The organism is Brevundimonas vesicularis, from assembly GCF_044807075.1.
GTDB classification, from domain to species: domain Bacteria; phylum Pseudomonadota; class Alphaproteobacteria; order Caulobacterales; family Caulobacteraceae; genus Brevundimonas; species Brevundimonas vesicularis_G.
Map to the genome: position 1 here is coordinate 358,865 of NZ_CP085234.1, position 21,217 is coordinate 380,081.

The following is a 21,217-nucleotide window of genomic DNA, read 5'->3' on the forward strand; positions in this document are numbered from 1 at the left end:
GTCGGAGACGCACGCCATGGACCACGCCGCCCTCTACGCCGAACGCCTGAAGACCCCCGACCAGGCGGCCGCCCTGATCGTTTCGGGCGCCAAGGTCGCCATGGGTCTCGGCGTGTCCCAGCCGCCCGCCCTGCTCAAGGCCCTGGCCGAACGGGCCGAACGCGGCGAGGTCGAGGATGTAAACCTCTTCTATCTGCTCTCGACCGCGATCGCGGGTGACACGGTTCTGCGCTATGAGCTGATGGACCGGATCCGCCCCTGGAGCCTGTTCCACAGCGCCATCGAACGCCGACTGGAACAGCGCGCGCACGAGGAGGGTCGCCCCAACCCCGTGCAGTTCATCCCCACGGGCTTTCAGCAGTCGCCCCGCCTGTTGTGCGACGAGGTCAAGGTGGATGCGCTGATCTGCACTGTCTCGCCGATGGATGCGGATGGCTCCTTCTCGTTCGGCACCAACACCGACTACGCCAAGCCGGTGTCGCAGACGGCGAAGACCGTGATCGTCGAGGTCAATCCGCACATGCCGCGCGTGTTTGGCGACTGCACCGTCCATGTGTCCCAGGTCGCCGGCATCGTCGAACATGCCGCGCCCCTGCTGGTCGTTCCGCGCGCGGAGCCTCAGACGGCGGACCTGGCCATCGGGCGGATCATCGCCGGCCTGGTCGAGGACGGGGCGACGCTTCAGATGGGGATCGGCGCCCTGCCCAACGCCGTCTGCGACGCCCTGATGGACCACCGCGATCTGGGCGTTCACACAGAGATGTTGACGCCCGGCCTGGTCGAGCTGATGCAGGCAGGCGTGGCCAACCATGCCCGCAAGACCCTGCATCCGAGCGTGGGCGTCTTCGCCTTCTCGATGGGCGACCCCAACACCTATCAATTCCTGGACGGCAATCGCGGCATGGAGGCCCATCCGGTCTCCTATGTGAACGACCCGGCCGTGATCGCGCGCAATGCGAAGATGATCTCGGTCAACGCCACGCTTCAGGTCGACCTGACCGGCGCCTGCTGCTCGGAGTTTCTGAACGGGCGCCAGTTCACGGCCGCCGGGGGCCAGCTGGACTTCGTGCGCGGCGCCTATGGATCGGAGGGCGGCAAGTCGATCATTGCCTGTCATTCCACGGCGGCGAAGGGGACGGCCTCTCGCATCGTCGCGCGTCTGGACGGGCCGGTCACCACCCCGCGCAACGACACGCACATCGTCGCCACCGAACACGGCTGGACCAATCTGAAGGGCAAGTCGTCCAGCGAACGCGCCCGCGCCCTGATCGCCCTGGCGGCGCCCGAGTTTCGCGACGGCCTGACGGCGGCCGCGCGCGAGCAGGGCCTAATCTGACCCCGCACTTGATCTCGGGCCGTCTGTCGGGACTTCTGGCGTCATGAAGACCGTCCGCCTTCTGGCCCTGCTGTCCCTGCTCGTCACCGCGCCTGTCAGCGCGAGGGCGGCGCAGGGCGCCTATGCGACCGACGGCGACTGCGGCGGCCGCCCAATGACCACCGTGCGCATGGCGCCCGGCTATTGCCTGGGGCTGGTCTGGCAGGGCGCGGGGTCCGAGGGACCGCGAATGCCGCGTGGCCTGCTGGCGCTAACCAATGGCGACTGGTTGGTGACGGATCTGGGCAACTGGTATCCGGGCAATGGCGCGATCTGGCGGCTGTCGTTCGGCCCCGACGGTGCACCGCGCTGGCGACGGCTGGCGCAAGGCCTGAGCATGCCGCACACGGCGGCGCGCGGGCCGGATGGGCGCATCTATGTGTCCGAGATGAACCGCATTCTGACGCTGGATCCCGACGCGGCCGATCCGGCGGCGACGGTGCGGACCGTGATCGGCGACCTACCCGACAACCGACTGCACGCGAACCGCCACCCGCTTTCCAGCTTCGTCTTCGACGCGAACGGTGACCTGCTGGTCAATGTCGGCGCCCCAAGCGACCGCTGCGTGGATGCGCGAGGCCGGGCGCGCGTCAATGCGGCGGGCGCCTGCATCGACAGCGCGGCGACGGCCCAGGTGCGGCGTCACGCCTATCTGGGCAACGGCCGCTGGGCCGAGGACAGCACCGTCTTCGCCTCGGGCCTGCGGAACTCTATCGCGCTCGTACGGCACCCGTCGGGCACGATCCTGCAAGGCGAGAACTCGGTCGACCTGACCACGCCCGACCATCCCTATGACGAGATCAATGTCCTGCGTCGGGGCGGCCATTACGGCTGGCCCTATTGCGTCGATCTGGCGACGCCCCTGCCGGGCTGGAGCGCGGCCCAGGCGCGATGCAGCCAGCGCGACCGCCCGGTCGCCCTGCTGCCGCCCCACGCCGCGCCGCTGGACCTGATCTATTACGACGGGGCGATGTTCCCCGAACTGCGTGGCCGGCTGCTGATGAGTTGGCACGGCTATCGTCGCGCGGGCGGCCGGATCGTGGCGGCCGAGACGGACAGCGAGGGCCGCCCCCTGACCGATATCGGCGGCCGCTACGCAATCTATCCGCGCGGCGCCCTGTCCTATCCCGCCGGCGCGCCGAGCCTACGCGGCAAGGTGCTGACGCCGGGTTGGGACACGGTTGCAGGCCGCCAGCCGCGCGGCGCGCCGGTCGTGCTGGCCGTCGCCGCCGACGGGTCGATCTGGGTCACGGACGACCGAAACCGGGCGATCCTCAGGATCGCCCGGTCGGACAAGACGCCCTAGCTCTTGCGCGCGTCGCGCTTGGCCAGGACGCGCAGGCGAAGGGCGTTCAGCTTGATGAAGCCGGCCGCGTCCTTGTGGTCATAGGCCTGGACGCCTTCTTCGAAGGTCACCAGGTCCTGATCGTACAGGCTGTTGGGGCTTTCGCGGCCGATGACCGAGACATTGCCCTTGTACAGCTTGACCTTGACCGTGCCGGAGACGTTTTCCTGGCTCTTGTCGATGGCCGCCTGAAGCATCTCGCGCTCGGGCGAGAACCAGAAGCCGTTGTAGATCAGCTCGGCGTATTTCGGCATCAGCTGGTCCTTCAGGTGCATGGAGCCGCCGTCCAGGGTGATGCTTTCGATGCTGCGGTGCGCCGCGATCAGGATGGTCCCGCCGGGGGTCTCATAGACGCCGCGCGACTTCATGCCGACGAACCGGTTCTCAACCAGGTCCAGGCGGCCTATGCCGTTGTCGTGGCCATATTGGTTCAGGGCGGTCAGGATCGTGGCGGGCGACATGGCCTCGCCGTTGATCGAGACGGCGTCGCCCTTTTCGAAGCCGATCTCGATGACGGTGGCCACGTCCGGCGCGTCTTCGGGGCTGATCGTGCGCTGATGGACGAACTCGGGCGCCTCGACCGCCGGGTCTTCCAGCACCTTGCCCTCGGACGAGGAGTGCAGAAGGTTGGCGTCGACGCTGAAGGGCGCCTCGCCGCGCTTGTCCTTGGCGATGGGGATCTGGTTCTTCTCCGCGAAGTCCAGCAGGGCCTCGCGGCTGCGGAATTCCCACTCACGCCACGGGGCGATGACGCGGATGTCGGGCTCCAGCGCGTAGTAGCCCAGTTCGAAGCGCACCTGATCGTTGCCCTTGCCGGTCGCGCCGTGACAGACGGCGTCGGCGCCGACCTGACGCGCGATCTCGATCTGGCGCTTGGAGATCAGCGGCCGGGCGATGGAGGTGCCCAGCAGATAGTCGCCCTCGTACTGGGCGTTGGCGCGGAACATCGGGAAGACGAAGTCGCGCACGAACTCCTCGCGCAGGTCGTCGATGAAGATGTTTTCCGGCTTGATGCCCAGCTTCAGCGCCTTCTCGCGCGCCGGGCCCAACTCTTCGCCCTGGCCCAGGTCGGCGGTGAAGGTCACGACCTCGGCGTTATATTCGGTCTGGAGCCACTTCAGGATGATCGAAGTGTCCAGCCCGCCCGAATAGGCGAGGACGACTTTCTTGACGGGCTTGTCGGCGGGGGCGGACATGGCGGCTCTTTCAGCAAGGGGCGGTCAGTCGGGGAGTTGACGCGCGCATAAGACCGGGGGTCCGGCGATGCAACCTTTTCCGGGTCGCGCGGGGGAGAACATGAACCTTTCGTCATGTTCCATTTGGTCGCGTTGCCAGCCAGCGGACCGGCGGTATGGTCCGAACCAACCGCAATCCCGAGGATATCGCATGCGCCGCACTGGCTCTCTCGTCGCCGCCGCCGCCCTTCTGGCGGTTTCCACGCCTGTTTGGGCCTCCGTGGCGCCGGCTCCCGCCGCCCAAGTCTCTGGTCAGGCCGCCGCGCCCGCCATCCAGGCCGCGCCGGTGTCTGAGCTGATCAACGAAGTCGACATCCCCTACACCAAGTTCACCCTCGACAACGGCCTGACCGTCCTGGTCCATGAGGACCACAAGGCCCCCGTCGTCGCCGTCTCGGTCTGGTACAACGTCGGCTCCAAGGACGAGCCGGCCGGCAAGACCGGCTTCGCCCACCTGTTCGAACACCTGATGTTCGGCGGGTCCGAGAATGCGCCCGGCAGCTATTTCACGCCGATGCGCAACATGGGTGCGACCGACATGAACGGGACCACCTATTTCGACCGCACCAACTATTTCGAGACGGTCCCGACCCCCGCGCTGGAACAGGCCCTGTTCATGGAAAGCGACCGCATGGGCTACATGCTGGGCGCCATCAGCCAGGAGACGCTCGATCTGCAACGCGGCGTCGTCCAGAACGAAAAGCGCCAAGGCGACAACCAGCCCTATGGCCTGAACGAGTACAAGCAACTCGAGGCGCTCTTCCCCGAAGGCCACCCCTATCGCCACTCGACCATCGGCTCCATGGCCGACCTGGACGCCGCCTCGATGCAGACGGTGCGCGACTGGTTCACCTCCAACTATGGCCCCAACAACGCCGTTTTGGTGCTGGCCGGCGACATCACGCCCGCCAAGGCGCGTGAACTGACCGATAAGTACTTCGGCCCGATCGCCAAGGGTCCGGTCAACAATCCCGCCCAGGCCCCGGTCCCGACCCTGTCCGCCCCGCTCAGCGAAACCACGCACGACCGGGTGTCGAACGCCAAGATCGATGTCAGCTGGGCCGTGCCGGGCATGCTGGACCCGGATTCCGTCCCGCTCAGCGTCGCCGCCTCCGTGCTGGGCGGCCTGGCCTCCTCACGCCTGGACAATGAACTGGTGCGCGGCGAGCAGACCGCCGTCTCGGTCACCGCCAACAACAGCGACTTCCACCGCGTCGGCATCTTCGAGATGAGCGCCACGATCAAGCCGGGCGAAGACCCCGCCGCCGTCGAGGCGCGGATGCGTGAAATCCTGAACGGCCTGATCGCGAACGGCCCGACGCAGGACGAGATCAACCGCGTCGTCACCCAATACGCCTCGCGCCGCATCCAGGGCCTGGAACAGGTCGGCGGCTTCGGCGGCAAAGCCACGGCGCTTGCCGAAGGCCAACTCTATGCCGGCGATCCGGAGTTCTACAAGAAGCAGCTGGCCGCCTACACCGCCGTCACGCCGGCCCTGGTCAAGGCGGCGATGCAGAAGTGGCTGACCCGTCCGGCCTATACGCTGACCACCCTGCCTGGCCAGCGCGAAGCCTATCAGGAGGCGGCCGCCGCGCCGTCCGGCGCCAACCGCACCCCGGCCCCGGAAATCGAGCGCAAGCCGCGCATGCCCAAGCCCGAGATCGGTCAGGTCGCCAACGTCGACTTCCCGGCCGTCGAGCGCACCCGCCTGTCGAACGGCATGGAGGTGATCTACGCCCAGCGCGACGCCACCCCGACGACGAAGATCGCGCTCGACTTCGACGCCGGTCTGGCCGCCGACGACCGGTCCAGACTGGGCCTGCAGACCCTGATGCTGGACCTGATGGACGAGGGCACCCGCACCCTGAACGCCACGCAGCTTGCCGAGGCGCAAGAAGCCCTGGGCGCGACCATCACCACCGGCGCGACGATGGACAGCTCGCTCGTCCAGCTGTCGGCGGTGACGCCGAACCTGAAGCCGTCGGTAGATCTGATGGCCGAGGTGGTGCGCAATCCCGCCTTCGCCCCGGCCGAGCTGGAGCGCCTTCGCGCCACCCGCCTGTCGCGCATCGCCGCCGAGCGCACCCAGCCGGCCGCCCTGGCCAACCGCGCCCTGCCCGAGCTGATCTATGGCCCGAACAGCCCCTATGGCCGTCCCTTCAGCGGCGCCGGCGACGAGACCAGCGTCAAGGCGATCACCGACGCCGACATCCGCGCCGACTACGCCAAGTGGATCCGCCCGGACAACGCCAAGCTGTTCATCGTCTCCGACCGGCCCCTGGCCGAGCTGACGCCGATCCTGGACAGCGCCTTTGGTCAATGGGTCCCGCCCGCATCGGCCAAGCCCGTCAAGGATTTCTCGGCCCCGATCCCGGCCGTGACGCCCAAGATCGTGTTGATCGACCGTCCGCAATCGCCCCAGTCCTACATCATGGGCGGCGAGGTCCTGGGCCTGTCGGGCACCGACGACCTGTTGGTGCTGAACGCGGCGAACAACGTGCTCGGCAACGACTTCCTGTCGCGCATCAACTCGGATCTGCGTGAGACCAAGAGCTGGTCCTACGGCGTCAACGCCTCGGTCAATCCGTTCGCCGGACGCGTGCCCTATCTGATCACCGCCCCGGTCCAGGCCGACAAGACCGGCCCGGCCATCGAAGCGCTGAACCAGCAGTTCAACGACTTCCTGTCAGGCGGCAAGGGCGTGACGCCCGAGGAGCTGCAACGCACGATCAACGGCAACACCCGCCGCCTGGCCGGCAGCTACGAGACTTCGGCCGCCGTCCTGGGCGCCATGCGCTCCAACGCCCTGCTGGGCCGTCCGGACGACTATCCGGAAACCATCGCGGCGCGCACCAACGCCCTGACCGCAGCCCAGCTGGACGCCGCCGCCAAGGCAGCCATCGACCCGTCCAGGTTCGTCTGGGTCGTGGTCGGCGACGCCTCGGTGGTCAAGCCACAACTGGACGCCCTGGGCATCCCCGTTGAGGTCCGCGCGGCGGCCCCCGCCGCCCAATAGGGCGACGACAGACCACAACGATGAAGGCCCGGAGAGCGATCTCCGGGCCTTTTCTTTTTGCCGTCATGCTCGGGTGTGACCCGACGATGAGGGCCGCTAGTCCAGCGTCGCGCCCGTCGTGCGCATGATCTCGGCGCGCAGTTCCGGCAGACCGAGACCCTTTTCCGACGACGTCAGGGCCACCACCGGGAAGGCGGCGGGGCGTTTGGAGATGGCCTTCAGGGTCGCGGCCTGCACGGCCTCGCCCTCGCCCTTCTTCAGCTTGTCGGCCTTGGTCAGAACGATCTGATAGCTGACGGCGGCCAGATCGAGCGCATCCAGCGCCTCCGTATCCACCGACTTCAGCCCGTGGCGGCTGTCGATCAGCAGATAGACCCGCTTCAGCGTCACCCGGCCGCGCAAATAGTCGCGGCCCAGATCCTGGAACTTCTTGACCGTAGTCTTGGACGCCTTGGCCCAGCCATAGCCGGGCAGGTCGACCAGCCGCATCCGGCCGTCCAGGTCGAAAAAGTTGACCTCACGCGTGCGGCCCGGCTCGTTCGAGGCGCGGGCCAGCTTGTGCATGCCCACCAGCCCGTTGATCAGGCTGGACTTGCCGACGTTGGAGCGCCCGGCGAAGGCGATTTCAGGCAGGTCGGGGTCGGGCAGCTGCTCGATCTTGGCCGCGCCCATGACGAAGGTCGCAGGCCGCGCGAACAGGACGCGCGCCGCCTCGATGTCCTCGGGCGTGAACTCGGTCTCGTCGATCACGCCGGCGACTTCTTGAACCGGGCGAAGAACGCATCGATCGGGTTCTCGGCCTTGTAGCGGTGCATGATCACATACTGCTGCAGGATGGTCAGGATGTTGGACCAGGCCCAGTAGATCAGCAGGCCCGCCGCGAACGGCGCCATGATGAAGGTGAACAGCAGCGGCATGAACTGGAAAATCTGGCGCTGGACGGGATCGGCCGCCGGCGGGTTCATCGCCGTCTGCAGCCACATCGTCAGGCCATAGGCGATCGCCAGCAGACCCAGGTGCAGCGGGCCGGCCAACAGGCCGCCGATCAGGGGCGCCATCGCCGGATCCCACGGGATCAGGCCGAACAGGTTCCAGATCGACGACGGATCGCGCGCCGACAGGTCATGGATAAAGCCCAGGAACGGCTGGTGACGCATTTCGATGGTCACGGTTAGCACCTTGTACAGGGCGTAGAAGACCGGGATCTGCAACACCAGCGGAAGGCATCCGGCGACCGGATTGATCTTCTCGCGCTGATACAGGGCCATCGTCTCCTGCTGCTGCTTCTGCGGGTCGTCTTTGAACTTCTTCTTGATCTCCTCCATCTTGGGCTGGAGGTTCCGCATCTTGGACATCGAGGCGTAGGCGTTGTTGGCCAGCGGGAACATCACCAGCTTGACGATGACGGTCAGGGCCAGAATGGCGACGCCGAAGCTGCCAACCAGGCCATAGACGTTCTCCAGGATCCAGAAGATCGGACGCGTCAGGAACCAGAACATGCCCCAGTCGATCGCATAGACGAAGCGCGGCAGGTTCAGGCTCTGCTCATAGGATTTCAGCACCTCGGCGCGCTTGACCCCGGCGAACAGGCGCTGGGTCTCGGTCGCGGTGGCGCCGGGCTGGATCGTGCGGGTGGTGCCCAGGACATTGGCTTCCAGCTGCTGGGCGCCGTTCAGGTCTCGGACGCGGAATTCGGTCTCGACCGCCTCGTTCTGCTGGGGCAGCAGGGCCGCTAGCCAGTATTTGTCGGTGATGCCCAGCCAGCCGCCGGTCGAGGCGTTCTCAATCCGCGGCTCCTTCAGCCAGTCCTTGTATTTCTTCTGCTCGGTCCGGTAGTCGCCCGGCTTGCCGAAGGTGCCGATCGCGCCCTCGTGGACGATGTGCGACGAGCCGGCTGCCGGCGGCACGCCCTGGCGCTGGACGCTGCCGTAGGGGGCGATGGTGATCGCCTGCGTGCCCAGGTTCTGGACCGTGTCCTGCACCGAGAAGACGTATTTGTCGTCGACCGAGATCACGCGGGTGAAGCGCAGGCCCTGGCCGTTGTCCCACGTCAGGGTGACCGGCGTCGTCGGCGTCAGGGTCGAACCGTTGGTCAGGCGCCAGACGGTATTGGGTCCGGGCACGCCGCCGGCGACATTGGGGCCGGTCCAGCCGAACTGGGCGAAATAGGCGTTCTGCATCCCCTGCGGGCGGAACAGCTCCACCGGCTGGGGTTTGTCCTGAACCTCGCGGTAGTCGGTCAGGAACAGGTCGTCGATCCGGCCGCCCTGAAGCGACAGCGACCCCTTCAGCGTGCCGGACTGAATCGGCACCCGCGCGGCGGTGCTCAGCGCCTGGCTGCGGTCGGTGACGAAGGTCGGGCCCTGCGGGCTCAGCGCCGTGCGCGCGGCGTTATCGGCGGTCTGCGACTGCTCAGCCTGGGCCTGCTGTTGCACGGCGCGACGCTCGGCCTGCGGACGCAGCACGGCGAAATAGTAGATCCCCATGATCAGGACCGAGCACACGATGAAGATGATCGTGTTGCGCGTGTTTTCGTTTTTCATGGATTCTGGCGGTCCTGGCCGGAGGGGGCGCGGGCGGGCGAAGGCCTGTTGGCCCTAGGTGTCGCCAGCCTTGTAAGCGTCGATTTCACGTCGTCAAGCAGACGGTCCCACGCACGCTCGGTCGTGCCCATGCGGGCGATGAAGACATAGTCGCTTCCGGGCACGCCATGCTGGGCCAGCATGGCCCGAGCGGCCTCGCGCAGACGGCGTTTGGCGCGGTTGCGCTGAACCGCCCCGCCGATTTTCTTGGTGGCGGTGAAGCCCAGGCCGATGTGCGGCGAACCGTCGCCACGCTCCAGCCGCTGGATCACCACGGCGCCGCGCGCCTCGGAAACGCCTTTGGCGGCCGCCAGGAACTGGGGCCGCCGCAACAGACGCTTGATCTGTAAAGGGTCGCTCATGCGTCCAAAAGATCCGGACGCGTAAGCCGCTTACGCCGTCAGGCGCTTGCGGCCCTTGGCGCGACGGCGCGCAACAATCTTCTGGCCGTTCTTGGTGGCCATCCGGCTGCGGAAGCCGTGACGGCGCTTGCGCACGAGTCGCGACGGCTGATAGGTCCGCTTCACGGTCGGCTCCTGACGTTAAAAGGTTGGGCGACGGGGCAAGAGGCGTCCGCCGCAGGAAGGGCGGGCGTATAAGTCGCATGTCCGCGTGAGTCAACGCTCGGACGGCATTTCGGGACGATGAAACGGATGGCGAAACGAACGGCGAAGGAATGGGCCCTGCGGCTGGCGCCGCTGGCGGCCATCGCCGGGCTGGTGATCGCCTTCTTCGCCCTGGGCTGGAACCGCTATCTGTCGATGGATCTGATCCGCGAGCACGGGCTGAACCTTCAGGCCTATGCGCAACAGAACTGGTGGATCGCGCTGGTCGCCTTCATCGCCGTCTACGCCCTGGCGACCGCCTCGACCATTCCCGGACCCGTTTTCCTGACCCTGCTGGGCGGAATGATGTTCGGCCCTTATGTCGGGGCCCTGGCCCAGTCGACGGGGGCCACCATTGGTTCGGTCGTCATCTATTATGTCTATCGCACCTCGATCGGTTCGTGGTTGCGCGCCAAGTTCGAAGCCGACGCCGGCTTCATGGATCGGCTGGCCAAGGGCATCGACCGCAACGCCTTCACCACCCTGTTCACCCTGCGCGTGATCCCCAGCGTGCCCTTCGTCCTGGTCAACGCGACGGCGGGGATGATGGCGGTGCCGCTGAGACCCTACATCATCGCCACCTTCATCGGACTGCTGCCGTCCACCTTCATCTACACCTGGATCGGATCGCAGCTGGGCGACCTGCTGCGCGCGGGCGTGCGGCCGGACCTGTCGATGCTGCTGCAACAGTTCTTCTGGCCATTGATGGGCGTGGTCTTCCTGTCCCTGCTGCTGCCCATCGGCATCAAGCTGTTCCAGATGATCCGCGCCCGCCGGATCGGGGCGACGGCGGCATGAGCGCCCTGTTCGACCGGATCGCGGCGCGGCTGAACCTGACGCCGGACCAGGCCAGTCTCTGGCGCGAGCGCCTGACGCCCCCGACCCTGAATCCAAGGGCGCCCGACGGCCTGTCGGCGCGGCTGCTGCTGCTGACCGTCGCCTTCACCCTCGCGGTCGAGGCCTTGATCCTGGGGCCGAACCTGGCGGCCTTCCATGAGCGCTGGCTGCGCGACCGGCTCCAGGCCGCCGAACTGGCCTCGGTCGGGGTCGAAGCCCTGCCCTATAGCGCGGTCGAGGACGACACGGCCGCCGAGCTGATGCGGATCGGCGGGGTTCAGGCGGTCGCCCTGACAGAGCAAGGCGTGCGCCGCCTGCTGCTTCAGGCCCCCAACCTGCCCCGCGCGCCCGAACTGATCGACCTGAGGCGTCAGGACAGCTGGTCGCGCCTGACCGACCCGTGGCGCACCCTGTTCGGCCATCCGGACCGCTCGCTGCGGGTTCAGGCCAAGCCGCGCTATCGCTCGGGCGACTTCATCGAGATCGTCACCCCCGCCCAGCCGTTGAAGCTGGAACTGCGCGCCTTCCTGCTGAACAGTCTGTTGGTGTCCCTGCTGGTGTCGGTGACGGCGGGCGCGCTGCTGTATGGCGGTCTGGCCCTGCTGGTGCTGCGCCCGCTGCGTCGCGTCACCCGCTCGATGGAGCGGTTCGCCGCCGACCCCGAGAGCGAGGCCGAGGCGCCGTCCGATCGCCACGACGAGATCGGCCGCGTCGAGCGCGAACTCAGCCGGATGCAGGAGGAGGTGCGCCATTCCCTGCGCTCTCGCGCCCGTCTGGTCGCGCTGGGCGAGGCGGTGGCCAAGATCAACCACGACCTGAGAAACATGCTGACCTCGGCCCAGATGGCGTCCGAGCGGCTGGCGACCTCCGCCGACCCCCAAGTGGCCAAGGCCCTGCCCCGGCTGGAGCGCGCGCTCAGCCGCGCCGCCGGCCTGTCGCGCAATGTGCTGGAGTACGGAAAGAGCGAGGAGCCAGCGCCCCAGAAGACCCGCGTCGTCCTGACCAAGGCCCTGACCCTGGCGGCCGAGGACGCCGGGCTGGATCCCGACGGCGTGCGCCTGGTCAAACAGCTGCCGCCCCGGTTCGCCGTCGAAGCCGACCCGGATCAGCTGTATCGCATCCTGGTCAATCTGATGCGCAACGCCCGTCAGGCCATCGAGGCCGACCCCACGCGTCCGCCCGAGCGGCGCGGCAAGGGCGCCATCACCGTCAGCGCCTTTGGTCAGGACGGCTTCTGCGTCGTGCGCATCGCCGACGACGGCCCCGGCATTCCGCCGCGTCTGGCCGAACGCCTGTTCGAACCCTTTGTCAGCTCAAAAAGCTCGGACGGCTCGGGCCTGGGCCTGACCATCTCGCGCGAGCTGGCCGCCCTTCACGGCGGCGACCTGCGTCTGGTCGAGACGGATGGTCAGGGCGCCGCGTTCGAGTTGCGCCTGCCGGGCTGAGCCGCCTATTCCAGACCGTCGTCCGAGACGACAAAGGGGCGGCTCTCCGCCTTTGCCCTGGCTGCCAGTTCCTCCTGAACCAGATGCCAACGACGCAACCGCTCGTAATTGATGGCATGGTCGGGCGATGCGTCCAGCCAATGGCGGAAGTTTTCGAGCTGAACCTTTGCGTTGGCGGCGGCGACGTCAGGCAAGGCCGGCACATTCGGCAACCGACGCGCGACATCGGCGGGGATGGGAAAGTCGCCAGACGAGGTGCTGAGGATCATCGGTGTTCTCGGATGGGCTGCGTCGGGAGAAGACGACCATGACGCGAAGCGGCGCCTTTCGCCACCTTTTCATCGCTGCGGCGTTGTGCAGCAGGATCACAATGGCCAAGCTGCGTAGGACGCCTCGGCCTCGGGAGAGACAGTCATGATCGTTCGCACCGCCGTCGCCGCCGCCCTGCTGGCTGCCGCCCTGACTGCGCCCGTCACCGCCCAGACGACGACGGCGCCGGCGACCGCCGACCCCTACCGCGATCAGCGCGCCCTGCCCGACCCGGCCGATCCCGCCAGTCGCGACGCCCTGCTGAAGGCGCGGGGCGAGGCCTATCATCGCGCAAGCGACGCCCAGCAGACCGAAGAGGAACTGCGCACCACCCGCGCTCTGAACGACGAGATCGCCGCCCAGAACGCCCTGGCCGAAAAGACCGACGCCGACAACCGGCTGAACTACGACGCCGCCCTGGCCCGTCATCAGATCGAGGTCAGCCAGGCCGAGGAACAGGCGCGCGCCGCCGCAGAGACGGCGCGTCTGGCGCAGGAGAAATACGACCGCGACTATGCCGCCTGGCAGGAACAGGTGCGACTATGCCGCACAGGCTTCCGTCAGGCTTGCACGGCGCGCCCCGCCTGGGTCGAGCCGGCCCAATAAGCTGGCCAGCTTCGCGACGGCGAGCGAACGCCGCCCGCGAGTCTAGGCAGAAGGGCTCAGCCCGCGACCAGGCTCATGTCGCGGCGCGCCATCATGCGGTCGAACTCGGTCCAGACGCCGTCGGCGCCGTGCCAGTTCCCTTGCGTCGCCGCCTTGGAATATTCGGTGGCGCGGGCCTCGAAGAAGTTGGCGTGTTCGACGCCGCTGAGCAGCGACTGCAGCCAGGGCAGCGGGTTTTCCGTCACCCCATAGACTTCCGGCAGTTTCAGCTGACGCAGACGCCAGTCGGCGATGAAGCGGATGTACTGTTTGATGTCCTCGGGCGTCATGCCGTTCACCGAGCCCATCTCGAAGGCCAGGTCGATGAACTTGTCCTCCATGTTCACTACCGTCTTGCAGCAGTCGACGATGTCGTCCGCGACCGACTTGGTGACGGCGCCCGTCTCCTTGTTGAAGGCGTGGTACAGCTTGATGATGCCTTCGCAGTGCAGGCTCTCGTCGCGCACCGACCAGGAGACGATCTGGCCCATGCCCTTCATCTTGTTCTGGCGCGGGAAGTTCATCAGCATGGCGAAGGACGCGAACAGCTGAACGCCTTCCGAGAACCCGCCGAACATGGCCAGGGTTCGGCAGATGTCGGCGTCGGAATCGACCCCGAACTGGCCCATGTAGTCGTGCTTGTCCCGCATGGCCTCATATTCCATGAAGGCACCGAACTCGCTCTCGGGCATGCCGATGGTCTCGAGCAGCAGGGCGTAGGCCGCGATATGGATCGTTTCCATATTGCCGAAGGCGGCCAGCATCATCTTCACCTCGGTCGGTTTGAACACCCGGCCGTAGCGTTCCATGTAGTTGTCCTGAACCTCGATGTCCGCCTGGGTGAAGAAGCGGAAGATCTGGGTCAGCAGGTTGCGTTCGCCGTCGTTCAGGGTCGAGGCCCAGTCCTTGACGTCCTCGCCCAGCGGCACCTCTTCCGGCATCCAGTGGACCTGCTGCTGCTTCTTCCACATGTCGAACGCCCACGGATAGCGGAACGGCTTGTAGGCGGCCGACGGCGTCAGAAGACCGGCGCGCTCGGGGAGGATGATCGGAGTGATAGCGTTCATCGAACTGGACCTGAGGGCGAATCTGAAGACGCATTCACCATGCGATTTGAAGGCGTCGGCGCCAAGCCAAAATAGGTCTATGTTGCGATCACAATTTATCTCAACCGCTAGATGTTGTGTCCGTGCCGCACATTTCTGGGGACGGGCCTGGGGATGAAGCCGCGCTCGATGGCTCAGGCGGCTTGGGCGTCCAGGCGAGACGCGGCCTCGCTCAGCGTCTCGTCGATGGCGGCGTAAAGCTTGGCCTGGGTCACCGGCTTGGCCAGATGACCGTCCATGCCGGCGGACAGGCACCGCGCGGCGTCTTCGGGCATGGCCTCGGCGGTGACCGCCAGGATAGGCGTCTGGCTGGCGGGATCGGCAAGGGCGCGGATCGCGCGGGTGGCGGCCAGACCATCCATCACCGGCATGCGCACATCCATCAGGATCAGATCGAAAGCCTCGGCCGAGGCAGCGTTCACCGCCTCGCGCCCGTCGCAGGCCTCGGCGATGTCGCAGTCAGCCGCCTGCAGCATGATGCGTAGAAGATTGCGATTGGCCGGATGATCATCGACGATCAGCACACGCGTACGACGGCTGAGCAGCGGCGCTCCACTGTCGCTGTCGCCCCTCTCGACCACCTCGGCCGGGACGGTCAGGGTGAAGATCGAGCCCTGGCCGTGAGTGCTGTCGATTTCGACGGCCCCACCCAGACACTCGATATGGTTCTTGGCCAGAGCCAGACCGACGCCGGCGCCTTCATGCGCGCGGCTGGTGCTGGCGTCGCCCTGTTCGAACAGGTGAAAGACGCCGCAGCGCGTCTGTTCGTCCATACCGCAACCGGTGTCAGAAACGACGAAGACCAGATGGTCATCGTGTCGGTCGATGCGGACACCGACCTCGCCCCGATTGGTGAATTTGACCGCGTTGTTGACCAGGTGGTGAAGAGCCTGACGCAGGCGGCGCCCATCCACCATCGCCAGACCTTCGGCCTGCGGCGTCAAGGTCAAGCTGAAGGCCAGTCGCTTGACCATGGCCCATTCACGGGACGGGGCTACCGCCTCCTCGGCCAAATGGCGAACGTCGACGGCCTTCAGCGTCACCTCGGCGCCGCCGCGGGAAATCTCCAGCAAATCCTCGACCAGACGCAGCATGGTCTCGCCGGAGTGACGGATGGCGTCTACCTGACGCAGGCCCTCGACGTCCAAGCCGGGGTGACGCGACAGCAGATCCGCATAGCCGGTCACGCCGGTCAGGGGGGTTCGCATTTCGTGGCTCATCATCGCCAGGAACCGCTGTTTGACGGCGCGAGCCGCCTTGACGCGAGCCAGGGCGTCCAGCGCCGCCGCCGTGCGCGCCCGCAGACGCGCCGTCAGCCGCCGACGCTCCGTCGACAGGGTGGTGATGGGCAGGACTGACCCGACGACACACAGCAGGAACAGATGAAACACATTCATCTGGCGCATCACATGCGGCAGGGCGTCCAGCACCGGGTCAGGCGTCAGCTTGGTCAACACAATGGGCCCATGCCCGCTCAGCGTGGCGATCCCGCCGATCACGGCGACCACCATCACCGCAGCCGCCGTCAACGGCGGACCCAAACGGAACGCCAGCAGGATCAGAGGCGGGAAGATCGCGAACAAGACGGGCGCGGCTGTCTGCGAGAAGACGAAAAGCGTGACGCCGCCGACAAGTGTCATGATCGCCATCGTCTCGACCAGGCTGGCTTTGGCGTCATCCCGGAAACGGTGATTGCGCGCCAGCAGCAGCAGGGACGGCGTGACGATCATCATCGCCAGCAGTTCCATGTCGAACAGGTGGTGCATGCGGAAGCCGAGCGCTCCCGGCACCTGCCATCTCATCAGGATGACGACGCCGCCCGCCAGCAGGGTGGAGAGCAGAACAGAAGGTGCGGCGGCGAAGAAGGCGAAGCGGAACAGCCGCCAGGGCCGGCGCATGTCCAGCGCGGCGCCGCAGAACCGGCGCGCCAACAAAACGGCGACAAACACCTGCGTCATGTTCAACATGACATTGGTCAACATCATCAAGCCGGGATCGCCGCGGAGGACGTTGCTGGTCAGATTGATAGCGGCGCAGGCGACCATAACGCCGACGGCCTGACGACGATGAAGCTGCAGGACGGCGGCCAGAAGCACCGCGTTCGCGGGCCACAGCACGGTGGCGCCGAAGGCGTGCATGCTCCACTTGCCGATCGCCAGACAAAGAATGAACAGCGCCACATAGGTATAGGGCGACGGCCCAGCCGCGCGACCGGCCTCGTGACGGAAAAACCGCCAGCGCCCGCCTGCTGCGTCCACCCCCTTCAGTCCCATGACGCAACGGTGACACGCAGAGGTTAAGGATCCCGTAGCGGCCCAGCTAGGTAGAATTGCGGAACCGCCGTTCAGCGTCGCCGTTTACTCGCCCTCGCCAGCAAAGGGCCCCAGCCGATGTCAGACGTAATCGCCGAACCGACCTTCGAGCCGCCGGCGGACGCCCTGGCTTTTTATGAAGAGAGCCTGCGCCTGCTCGAGGAAAGCGGCATCCCCTTCCTGCTGTCGGGCACCTATGCGGTCACGGCCTATACCGGCATCCGGCGTCCGACCAAGGATCTGGACGTCTTCTGCAAGCCCGGCGACTACCCGCGCATCCTGGCCTTCTTCCAGAAGCACGGCTACCGCACCGACGTCGAGGACGAGCGTTGGATCGCCAAGGTCTGGAAGGACGAGAGACACTTCTTCGACGTCATCTTCGCCATGTCCAACGGCACCATCGCCGTGTCCGACAGCTGGTTCAGCGAGGATCGGATCACCGTCTATGGCCATCAGGTCCAGATCACCCCGCCCACGGCCCTGATCCTGTCCAAGGTCTTCATTCAGGACCGATACCGCTATGACGGGGCGGACGTGAACCACGTCATCCTGAAACAGTCCGACGCCATCGACTGGAAAAGCCTGCTGGACCAGATGGACCTCTATTGGGAGGTCTTGGCCGCGCATCTGCTGAACTTCCGCTTCGCCTATCCGACCGAGCGCGACCGGATTCCGCGCTGGCTGATGGAAGAGCTGGTCCAGCGGCTGACGGCCCAGATCGACCTTCCGGCGCCGCGCGTGAAGGTCTGTCGCGGCCGCCTGTTCAGCCCGCGCGACTATGTCGCCGACGTCGCCGAATGGGGCTTTGGCGACGTGGTCGGCAAGGGGCTGGAGGAACGCCACGACCCCGTCCACCTGGGCCACTGAAAGGTAAGCCGCCATGACTGACGCCGTCCCCGATCCCCAGACGATCCAGCCCGGCCTGGAGCCCGGCCCCGCCAAGACGCTGCGCGTCGCCGCCGTCGGCGATCTGCATGTCGGCGAGACCACCGAGCATCGCTATCGCGACCTGTTCGAGCGGGTGTCGGACGACGCAGATGTCCTGTGCCTGTGCGGCGACCTGACCAATTACGGCAAGACGCCCGAGGTCGAGCGGCTGCTTGAGGATCTCAAGCTCTGCAAGATTCCGATGGTCGGCGTGCTGGGCAATCACGAGCACGAGTGCGGCCAGCCCGAGGTCGTCACCAAGATGCTGACCGACGCCGGGGTCAAGATGCTGACCGGCGAGGCCTATGAGATCGACGGCGTCGGCTTTGCGGGCGGCAAGGGGTTCGTCGGCGGCTTCGGCCGCTACATGCTTTCCTCGTTCGGCGAGGCCTCGATCAAACGCTTCGTGCAGGAGGCCGTCGAGGACGCCAATCTTATCGAAAACTCGATCCGCATGCTGCGCACCGAACGCTCGGTCGTGTTGCTGCACTATGCGCCCGTGGTCGAGACGGTGATGGGCGAGCCGCCCGAAATCCACGCCTTCCTGGGGTCGTCGCGCCTGGCCGAGACCATCGACCGCTATGACAATGTTCGCCTGGTCGTGCACGGCCACGCGCATCGCGGCGGATCGGAGGGACGCACCACCAAGGGCACGCCCGTCTACAATGTCGCCCTGCCGGTGCTGAAGACCCTGGGCGACAAACCCTATCGGGTCTTTGAAATCTGATCGGACTGTAGGAGGGTGCGGCCGGGGCTGGGATGCAGCCTCGTTGGGGGCCGCAAGTCGGCCCGTCGTGAAGTTTCCGATGCGCCTTCTGTCTTCCGCCGCGACCGTCGCCGTCCTGGCCCTGACCACCCCCGCCTTCGCCGCCGGTCAGGCCGCCGCCCCTACTCCAGCGCCCCAAGCCGCTCCGGCGCCTGAACCGGCCGAAGAGGCGGACAGCCCCGAGGAAGCCGCCTTCGAAGCCAAGGCGGAAGCCTTCGGTCAGGTCATGGAGACGATGGCCAGCGAGATGCAGGCTGCCGCAGCCCAAGCCGACAAGACCAAGGCCAAGGCCGATCTGGACGCCATCGAAGCCAAATATCAGCCCCAGGTCGACGCCTTCGCCGAAGACGTCCAGACGTTCGCTGTCAGCAGCGGCCGAGCGACACCCGAGCAGCTCGCGCCGGCGATTCAGCAGATCAAGGGCATCCCTGCGGAAGTCCGAGGCAAGATCGACGCGGCCGCCGCCGCAGCCCCGGCTCAGCCGCAGTAGGCCGCGCCTTACCGCGATTTCACTTGAGACGGGGCGGCCGAGGGCGGAGTTTGCGCGGGTCATTCAACGGGAGCCGTCCCATGATCCGCCTGCTCAGCCTGACCGCCGCCCTGGCGCTCGCGCCTCTCTCCTCGGCTCTGGCCCAGACCCCTGCGCCAGGGCCCGCGCCTGCGCCCGCTCCGGCTTCCGCCGAAGCCGCCGAGGCCCGGATGGAAGCCGCCGCCGACGCCTTCGAAGCGCGCATGGAGACCTTTGGCGAACGCGCCGAGGCGATTTCCGAGGACAAGAGTCTGAGCGAGGCCGAACGCGGCCGACGCATCGCCGCCCTGTGGTCGGACTATGCGCCCGACGTCGCCGCCTTCACCGCCGAGACCACGAAACACGCCACCGAAATGGCCGCCCAGGCGCTGAAGGACATCGACGTCGACGCCATTGTCGCCGACGCCCTGAACGACCCCGAGGTCAAACAGGCGATGGAAGAGGGGATGCAAAAGGGCGTCGTCACCGCCGAAGGCATCGCCCGCAACAGCGCCTGGACCAATCCGACGCCCGAACAGATGGAGACCTACAGCCTGGTCGCCCAATACGCCCTGGACCAGGCCGCCGACGCCGTCGTCGAGGATGAAGCGGCAGACGAGGTTCCCGAAGCCCCCGAGGCCCCGGAAGCCCCTGAACCGCCGGAGCCCCCGGCCCGTCCGGCCGCCTGATTTGCTGTCTCCTCCCCACGTGTGGGGAGGGGGACCGCGCAGCGGTGGAGGGGTTCTTGACGTCCCACAGGCGCGGGGGGTGCATCCAAGAACCCCTCCGTCACGGCGCGAAGAGGCGCCGCGCCACCTCCCCATGGAATGGGGAGGAGACGGATTGGCTTGACGCTCTTCTTTATAGCAGCGACATCGCGCCGCATGTCCGCCCTCCCCGTCGATCCGCACCTTTATTCGACCTTCCTCGGCGTCATGGCGGTGATGGCGATCACGCCCGGCCCGGCCAATCTGTTCGCCGTCGCGACCGGCGTTGAAAAGGGCCGCGCCTCCGCCCTGATCGGCGTGCTGGGCATGAATGCCGCGACCCTGGTGTGGTTCGGCGCCGCGGCCCTGGGTCTGGGCGCTCTGGTGAAGGCCTTTCCCGCCGCCTTCAAGGTCATCGCCGTCCTGGGCGCGCTTTATGTCGCGTGGCTGGGGATCAAGGCGCTGCGCGGCGCCTTCGCCACCGCCGCCGATCCCGACGAGGTCGTCGTCAAGAAAGGCCGCAGCGCCCTGATCGACGGGTTCGCCGTCCAGATCGCAAACCCCAAGGCTATCCTGTTCTTCACCGCCGTGCTGCCGCCCTTCATCGACGTGAACCGCCCGGTCGCCCCGCAGATGGCGATGTTCGCCATGGCGGCCATCGGCATGGATATGGTGTCGATGAGCACCTACGCCCTGTCCGGCGCCGCCCTGTCGCGCCGCATGCAGCAACCGCGCTTTCGAAAGGGCTTCGGCGTCTTCGTCGGCCTGCTGCTGATGGTCGCCGCCGTGCTGATCGTTCTTCGGCTCTAGACGCCGCGACGCTTCGTCATACAGTGGTCGGAACGCCGCCGTTCATGCTCCGTTCAGCCGTCAGAGCGCCCGAATGGGCGATCAAGGAGTTTGATGTCATGAAAACCCTCCCCCTGAAGACCCTGGCGGTGACCGTCGCCGCCGGTCTGGCCCTGGCGGCCTGCGCCACCGCCACCCCGTATCAACCCGCAGGCTTCAACGGCCAGCGTGGCGGCTATGCCGAGCAGCGCCTGGAGAACAACCGTTTCCGGGTCAGCTTCTCGGGCAACTCGCTGACCTCGCGCGAACAGGTCGAGCAGTCGCTGCTGCTGCGTTCGGCCGAACTGACGGTCGAGAGCGGCTATGACTGGTTCGCCACCGTCAACCGCGCCACCGACCGCGACACCCGCTTCGTCGGCACGCCTGACCCGTTCTATTCGGGCTATAACCGCTTCTACAGCCCCTATTGGGGTCCGTCGTGGCGCTACTACCGCAGCGGCTTCTGGAGCCCGTGGGACCGTTACGGCCCGTGGGGTGTCAACGATTTCGACGTCCGTCAGGTCGACCGCTTCGAGGCCAACGCCGAAATCGTCCTGGGTCGCGGCCCCAAACCCGCCAACGACCCCAACGCCTTCGACGCCCGCGAGGTGATCCAGAACTTGGGCCCGCAGGTCACCCGCCCGGCGGCCTAATGCTGAAAGCCCCTCT

At 66.8% G+C, this 21,217-nt stretch carries 20 protein-coding genes; 12 read left to right on the forward strand and 8 right to left on the reverse strand.

The window, feature by feature from the left end; all coding sequences use genetic code 11:
- Window positions 1–16: 16 nt before the first annotated feature.
- Both LG306_RS01730 and LG306_RS01735 read left to right on the forward strand, forming a co-directional pair.
- Window positions 17–1,336, forward strand: coding sequence for an acetyl-CoA hydrolase/transferase family protein (locus tag LG306_RS01730; protein ID WP_404417613.1), 1,320 nt, complete (start codon window positions 17–19; stop codon window positions 1,334–1,336).
- Window positions 1,337–1,379: 43 nt separating this feature from the next.
- On the forward strand, window positions 1,380–2,681 hold the full coding sequence (locus tag LG306_RS01735) for a PQQ-dependent sugar dehydrogenase (protein ID WP_404417616.1): 1,302 nt from the start codon (window positions 1,380–1,382) through the stop codon (window positions 2,679–2,681).
- On the opposite strand, the gene LG306_RS01740 is transcribed toward LG306_RS01735, so the two are convergent.
- Window positions 2,678–3,916: an argininosuccinate synthase gene (locus LG306_RS01740; protein WP_404417619.1), complete on the reverse strand. Its 1,239-nt coding sequence runs from the start codon at window positions 3,914–3,916 to the stop codon at window positions 2,678–2,680. The two genes, LG306_RS01735 and LG306_RS01740, sit on opposite strands and share 4 nt — an antisense overlap.
- A 190-nt stretch (window positions 3,917–4,106) precedes the next feature.
- Here LG306_RS01740 and LG306_RS01745 point away from each other — a divergent pair, with 190 nt between their 5' ends.
- Window positions 4,107–6,971: a M16 family metallopeptidase gene (locus LG306_RS01745; protein WP_404417622.1), complete on the forward strand. Its 2,865-nt coding sequence runs from the start codon at window positions 4,107–4,109 to the stop codon at window positions 6,969–6,971.
- Window positions 6,972–7,067: 96 nt separating this feature from the next.
- On the opposite strand, the gene yihA is transcribed toward LG306_RS01745, so the two are convergent.
- From yihA to rpmH, 4 genes are read right to left on the reverse strand one after another with little or no spacing between them, the layout of a single operon-like run.
- The gene (gene yihA / locus LG306_RS01750) at window positions 7,068–7,721 is read right to left on the reverse strand and encodes a ribosome biogenesis GTP-binding protein YihA/YsxC (protein ID WP_055809369.1); all 654 of its coding nucleotides are present in this window, start codon (window positions 7,719–7,721) and stop codon (window positions 7,068–7,070) included.
- Window positions 7,718–9,514, reverse strand: coding sequence for a membrane protein insertase YidC (gene yidC, locus LG306_RS01755; protein ID WP_199060097.1), 1,797 nt, complete (start codon window positions 9,512–9,514; stop codon window positions 7,718–7,720). The genes yihA and yidC overlap by 4 nt, the downstream gene beginning before the upstream one ends.
- A complete protein-coding gene (gene rnpA / locus LG306_RS01760; protein WP_404417627.1) occupies window positions 9,511–9,915 on the reverse strand; it encodes a ribonuclease P protein component in 405 nt (134 codons plus the stop codon). The genes yidC and rnpA overlap by 4 nt, the downstream gene beginning before the upstream one ends.
- Window positions 9,916–9,945: 30 nt before the next feature.
- Window positions 9,946–10,080, reverse strand: a complete 135-nt coding sequence (gene rpmH / locus LG306_RS01765; RefSeq protein WP_003164000.1) for a 50S ribosomal protein L34 — start codon at window positions 10,078–10,080, stop codon at window positions 9,946–9,948.
- 126 nt (window positions 10,081–10,206) lie between these two features.
- Between rpmH and LG306_RS01770 the strand changes: the two genes are divergently transcribed.
- The gene (locus LG306_RS01770) at window positions 10,207–10,956 is read left to right on the forward strand and encodes a TVP38/TMEM64 family protein (RefSeq protein ID WP_404417630.1); all 750 of its coding nucleotides are present in this window, start codon (window positions 10,207–10,209) and stop codon (window positions 10,954–10,956) included.
- Entirely contained in the window at window positions 10,953–12,440 is a 1,488-nt protein-coding gene (locus tag LG306_RS01775) for a sensor histidine kinase (RefSeq protein ID WP_404417633.1), read from the forward strand. The genes LG306_RS01770 and LG306_RS01775 overlap by 4 nt, the downstream gene beginning before the upstream one ends.
- Before the next feature lie 5 nt (window positions 12,441–12,445).
- Here the strand turns inward: LG306_RS01775 and LG306_RS01780 are convergent, their stop codons facing one another.
- Window positions 12,446–12,709, reverse strand: a complete 264-nt coding sequence (locus LG306_RS01780) for a hypothetical protein (protein ID WP_017505042.1) — start codon at window positions 12,707–12,709, stop codon at window positions 12,446–12,448.
- A 145-nt stretch (window positions 12,710–12,854) separates the two neighbouring features.
- On the opposite strand from LG306_RS01780, the gene LG306_RS01785 reads away from it, so the two are divergent.
- Window positions 12,855–13,355, forward strand: a complete 501-nt coding sequence (locus LG306_RS01785) for a hypothetical protein (protein WP_404417636.1) — start codon at window positions 12,855–12,857, stop codon at window positions 13,353–13,355.
- A gap of 56 nt (window positions 13,356–13,411) precedes the next feature.
- Here LG306_RS01785 and LG306_RS01790 read toward each other — a convergent pair whose 3' ends face one another.
- Together LG306_RS01790 and LG306_RS01795 are read right to left on the reverse strand one after the other, a co-directional pair.
- Window positions 13,412–14,461 carry a ribonucleotide-diphosphate reductase subunit beta gene (locus LG306_RS01790; RefSeq protein ID WP_112862969.1) on the reverse strand — a complete coding sequence of 350 codons (1,050 nt, stop codon included), beginning with the start codon at window positions 14,459–14,461 and terminating at the stop codon, window positions 13,412–13,414.
- Window positions 14,462–14,634: 173 nt separating this feature from the next.
- Window positions 14,635–16,773: a response regulator gene (locus tag LG306_RS01795; protein ID WP_404417640.1), complete on the reverse strand. Its 2,139-nt coding sequence runs from the start codon at window positions 16,771–16,773 to the stop codon at window positions 14,635–14,637.
- A gap of 117 nt (window positions 16,774–16,890) precedes the next feature.
- On the opposite strand from LG306_RS01795, the gene LG306_RS01800 reads away from it, so the two are divergent.
- The 6 genes from LG306_RS01800 (at window position 16,891) to LG306_RS01825 (ending at window position 21,201) form a co-directional block, all read left to right on the forward strand.
- Window positions 16,891–17,679, forward strand: a complete 789-nt coding sequence (locus LG306_RS01800; RefSeq protein ID WP_404417643.1) for a hypothetical protein — start codon at window positions 16,891–16,893, stop codon at window positions 17,677–17,679.
- A 13-nt stretch (window positions 17,680–17,692) separates the two neighbouring features.
- Window positions 17,693–18,466, forward strand: a complete 774-nt coding sequence (locus tag LG306_RS01805) for a metallophosphoesterase (RefSeq protein ID WP_404417646.1) — start codon at window positions 17,693–17,695, stop codon at window positions 18,464–18,466.
- A gap of 79 nt (window positions 18,467–18,545) precedes the next feature.
- On the forward strand, window positions 18,546–18,995 hold the full coding sequence (locus LG306_RS01810; RefSeq protein ID WP_404417649.1) for a hypothetical protein: 450 nt from the start codon (window positions 18,546–18,548) through the stop codon (window positions 18,993–18,995).
- Window positions 18,996–19,075: 80 nt separating this feature from the next.
- Window positions 19,076–19,702 (forward strand): hypothetical protein, encoded by a 627-nt coding sequence (locus LG306_RS01815; protein ID WP_404417652.1) that lies wholly within the window; start codon window positions 19,076–19,078, stop codon window positions 19,700–19,702.
- 195 nt (window positions 19,703–19,897) lie between these two features.
- Window positions 19,898–20,530, forward strand: a complete 633-nt coding sequence (locus LG306_RS01820) for a LysE family translocator (protein ID WP_112862973.1) — start codon at window positions 19,898–19,900, stop codon at window positions 20,528–20,530.
- A 98-nt stretch (window positions 20,531–20,628) separates the two neighbouring features.
- The gene (locus tag LG306_RS01825) at window positions 20,629–21,201 is read left to right on the forward strand and encodes a CC0125/CC1285 family lipoprotein (protein ID WP_242077546.1); all 573 of its coding nucleotides are present in this window, start codon (window positions 20,629–20,631) and stop codon (window positions 21,199–21,201) included.
- The last annotated feature ends 16 nt before the right edge of the window (window positions 21,202–21,217 follow it).

Bases quoted from the DNA above. Each gene is read 5' to 3' on its own strand.
- LG306_RS01730 (WP_404417613.1), top strand. From the start codon at position 17: ATGGACCACGCCGCCCTCTACGCCGAACGCCTGAAGACCCCCGACCAG.
- LG306_RS01735 (WP_404417616.1), top strand. From the start codon at position 1,380: ATGAAGACCGTCCGCCTTCTGGCCCTGCTGTCCCTGCTCGTCACCGCG.
- LG306_RS01740 (WP_404417619.1), bottom strand. From the start codon at position 3,916: ATGTCCGCCCCCGCCGACAAGCCCGTCAAGAAAGTCGTCCTCGCCTAT.
- LG306_RS01745 (WP_404417622.1), top strand. From the start codon at position 4,107: ATGCGCCGCACTGGCTCTCTCGTCGCCGCCGCCGCCCTTCTGGCGGTT.
- yidC (WP_199060097.1), bottom strand. From the start codon at position 9,514: ATGAAAAACGAAAACACGCGCAACACGATCATCTTCATCGTGTGCTCG.
- rnpA (WP_404417627.1), bottom strand. From the start codon at position 9,915: ATGAGCGACCCTTTACAGATCAAGCGTCTGTTGCGGCGGCCCCAGTTC.
- LG306_RS01770 (WP_404417630.1), top strand. From the start codon at position 10,207: ATGGCGAAACGAACGGCGAAGGAATGGGCCCTGCGGCTGGCGCCGCTG.
- LG306_RS01775 (WP_404417633.1), top strand. From the start codon at position 10,953: ATGAGCGCCCTGTTCGACCGGATCGCGGCGCGGCTGAACCTGACGCCG.
- LG306_RS01780 (WP_017505042.1), bottom strand. From the start codon at position 12,709: ATGATCCTCAGCACCTCGTCTGGCGACTTTCCCATCCCCGCCGATGTC.
- LG306_RS01785 (WP_404417636.1), top strand. From the start codon at position 12,855: ATGATCGTTCGCACCGCCGTCGCCGCCGCCCTGCTGGCTGCCGCCCTG.
- LG306_RS01790 (WP_112862969.1), bottom strand. From the start codon at position 14,461: ATGAACGCTATCACTCCGATCATCCTCCCCGAGCGCGCCGGTCTTCTG.
- LG306_RS01795 (WP_404417640.1), bottom strand. From the start codon at position 16,773: ATGGGACTGAAGGGGGTGGACGCAGCAGGCGGGCGCTGGCGGTTTTTC.
- LG306_RS01800 (WP_404417643.1), top strand. From the start codon at position 16,891: ATGTCAGACGTAATCGCCGAACCGACCTTCGAGCCGCCGGCGGACGCC.
- LG306_RS01805 (WP_404417646.1), top strand. From the start codon at position 17,693: ATGACTGACGCCGTCCCCGATCCCCAGACGATCCAGCCCGGCCTGGAG.
- LG306_RS01810 (WP_404417649.1), top strand. From the start codon at position 18,546: ATGCGCCTTCTGTCTTCCGCCGCGACCGTCGCCGTCCTGGCCCTGACC.
- LG306_RS01815 (WP_404417652.1), top strand. From the start codon at position 19,076: ATGATCCGCCTGCTCAGCCTGACCGCCGCCCTGGCGCTCGCGCCTCTC.
- LG306_RS01820 (WP_112862973.1), top strand. From the start codon at position 19,898: ATGTCCGCCCTCCCCGTCGATCCGCACCTTTATTCGACCTTCCTCGGC.
- LG306_RS01825 (WP_242077546.1), top strand. From the start codon at position 20,629: ATGAAAACCCTCCCCCTGAAGACCCTGGCGGTGACCGTCGCCGCCGGT.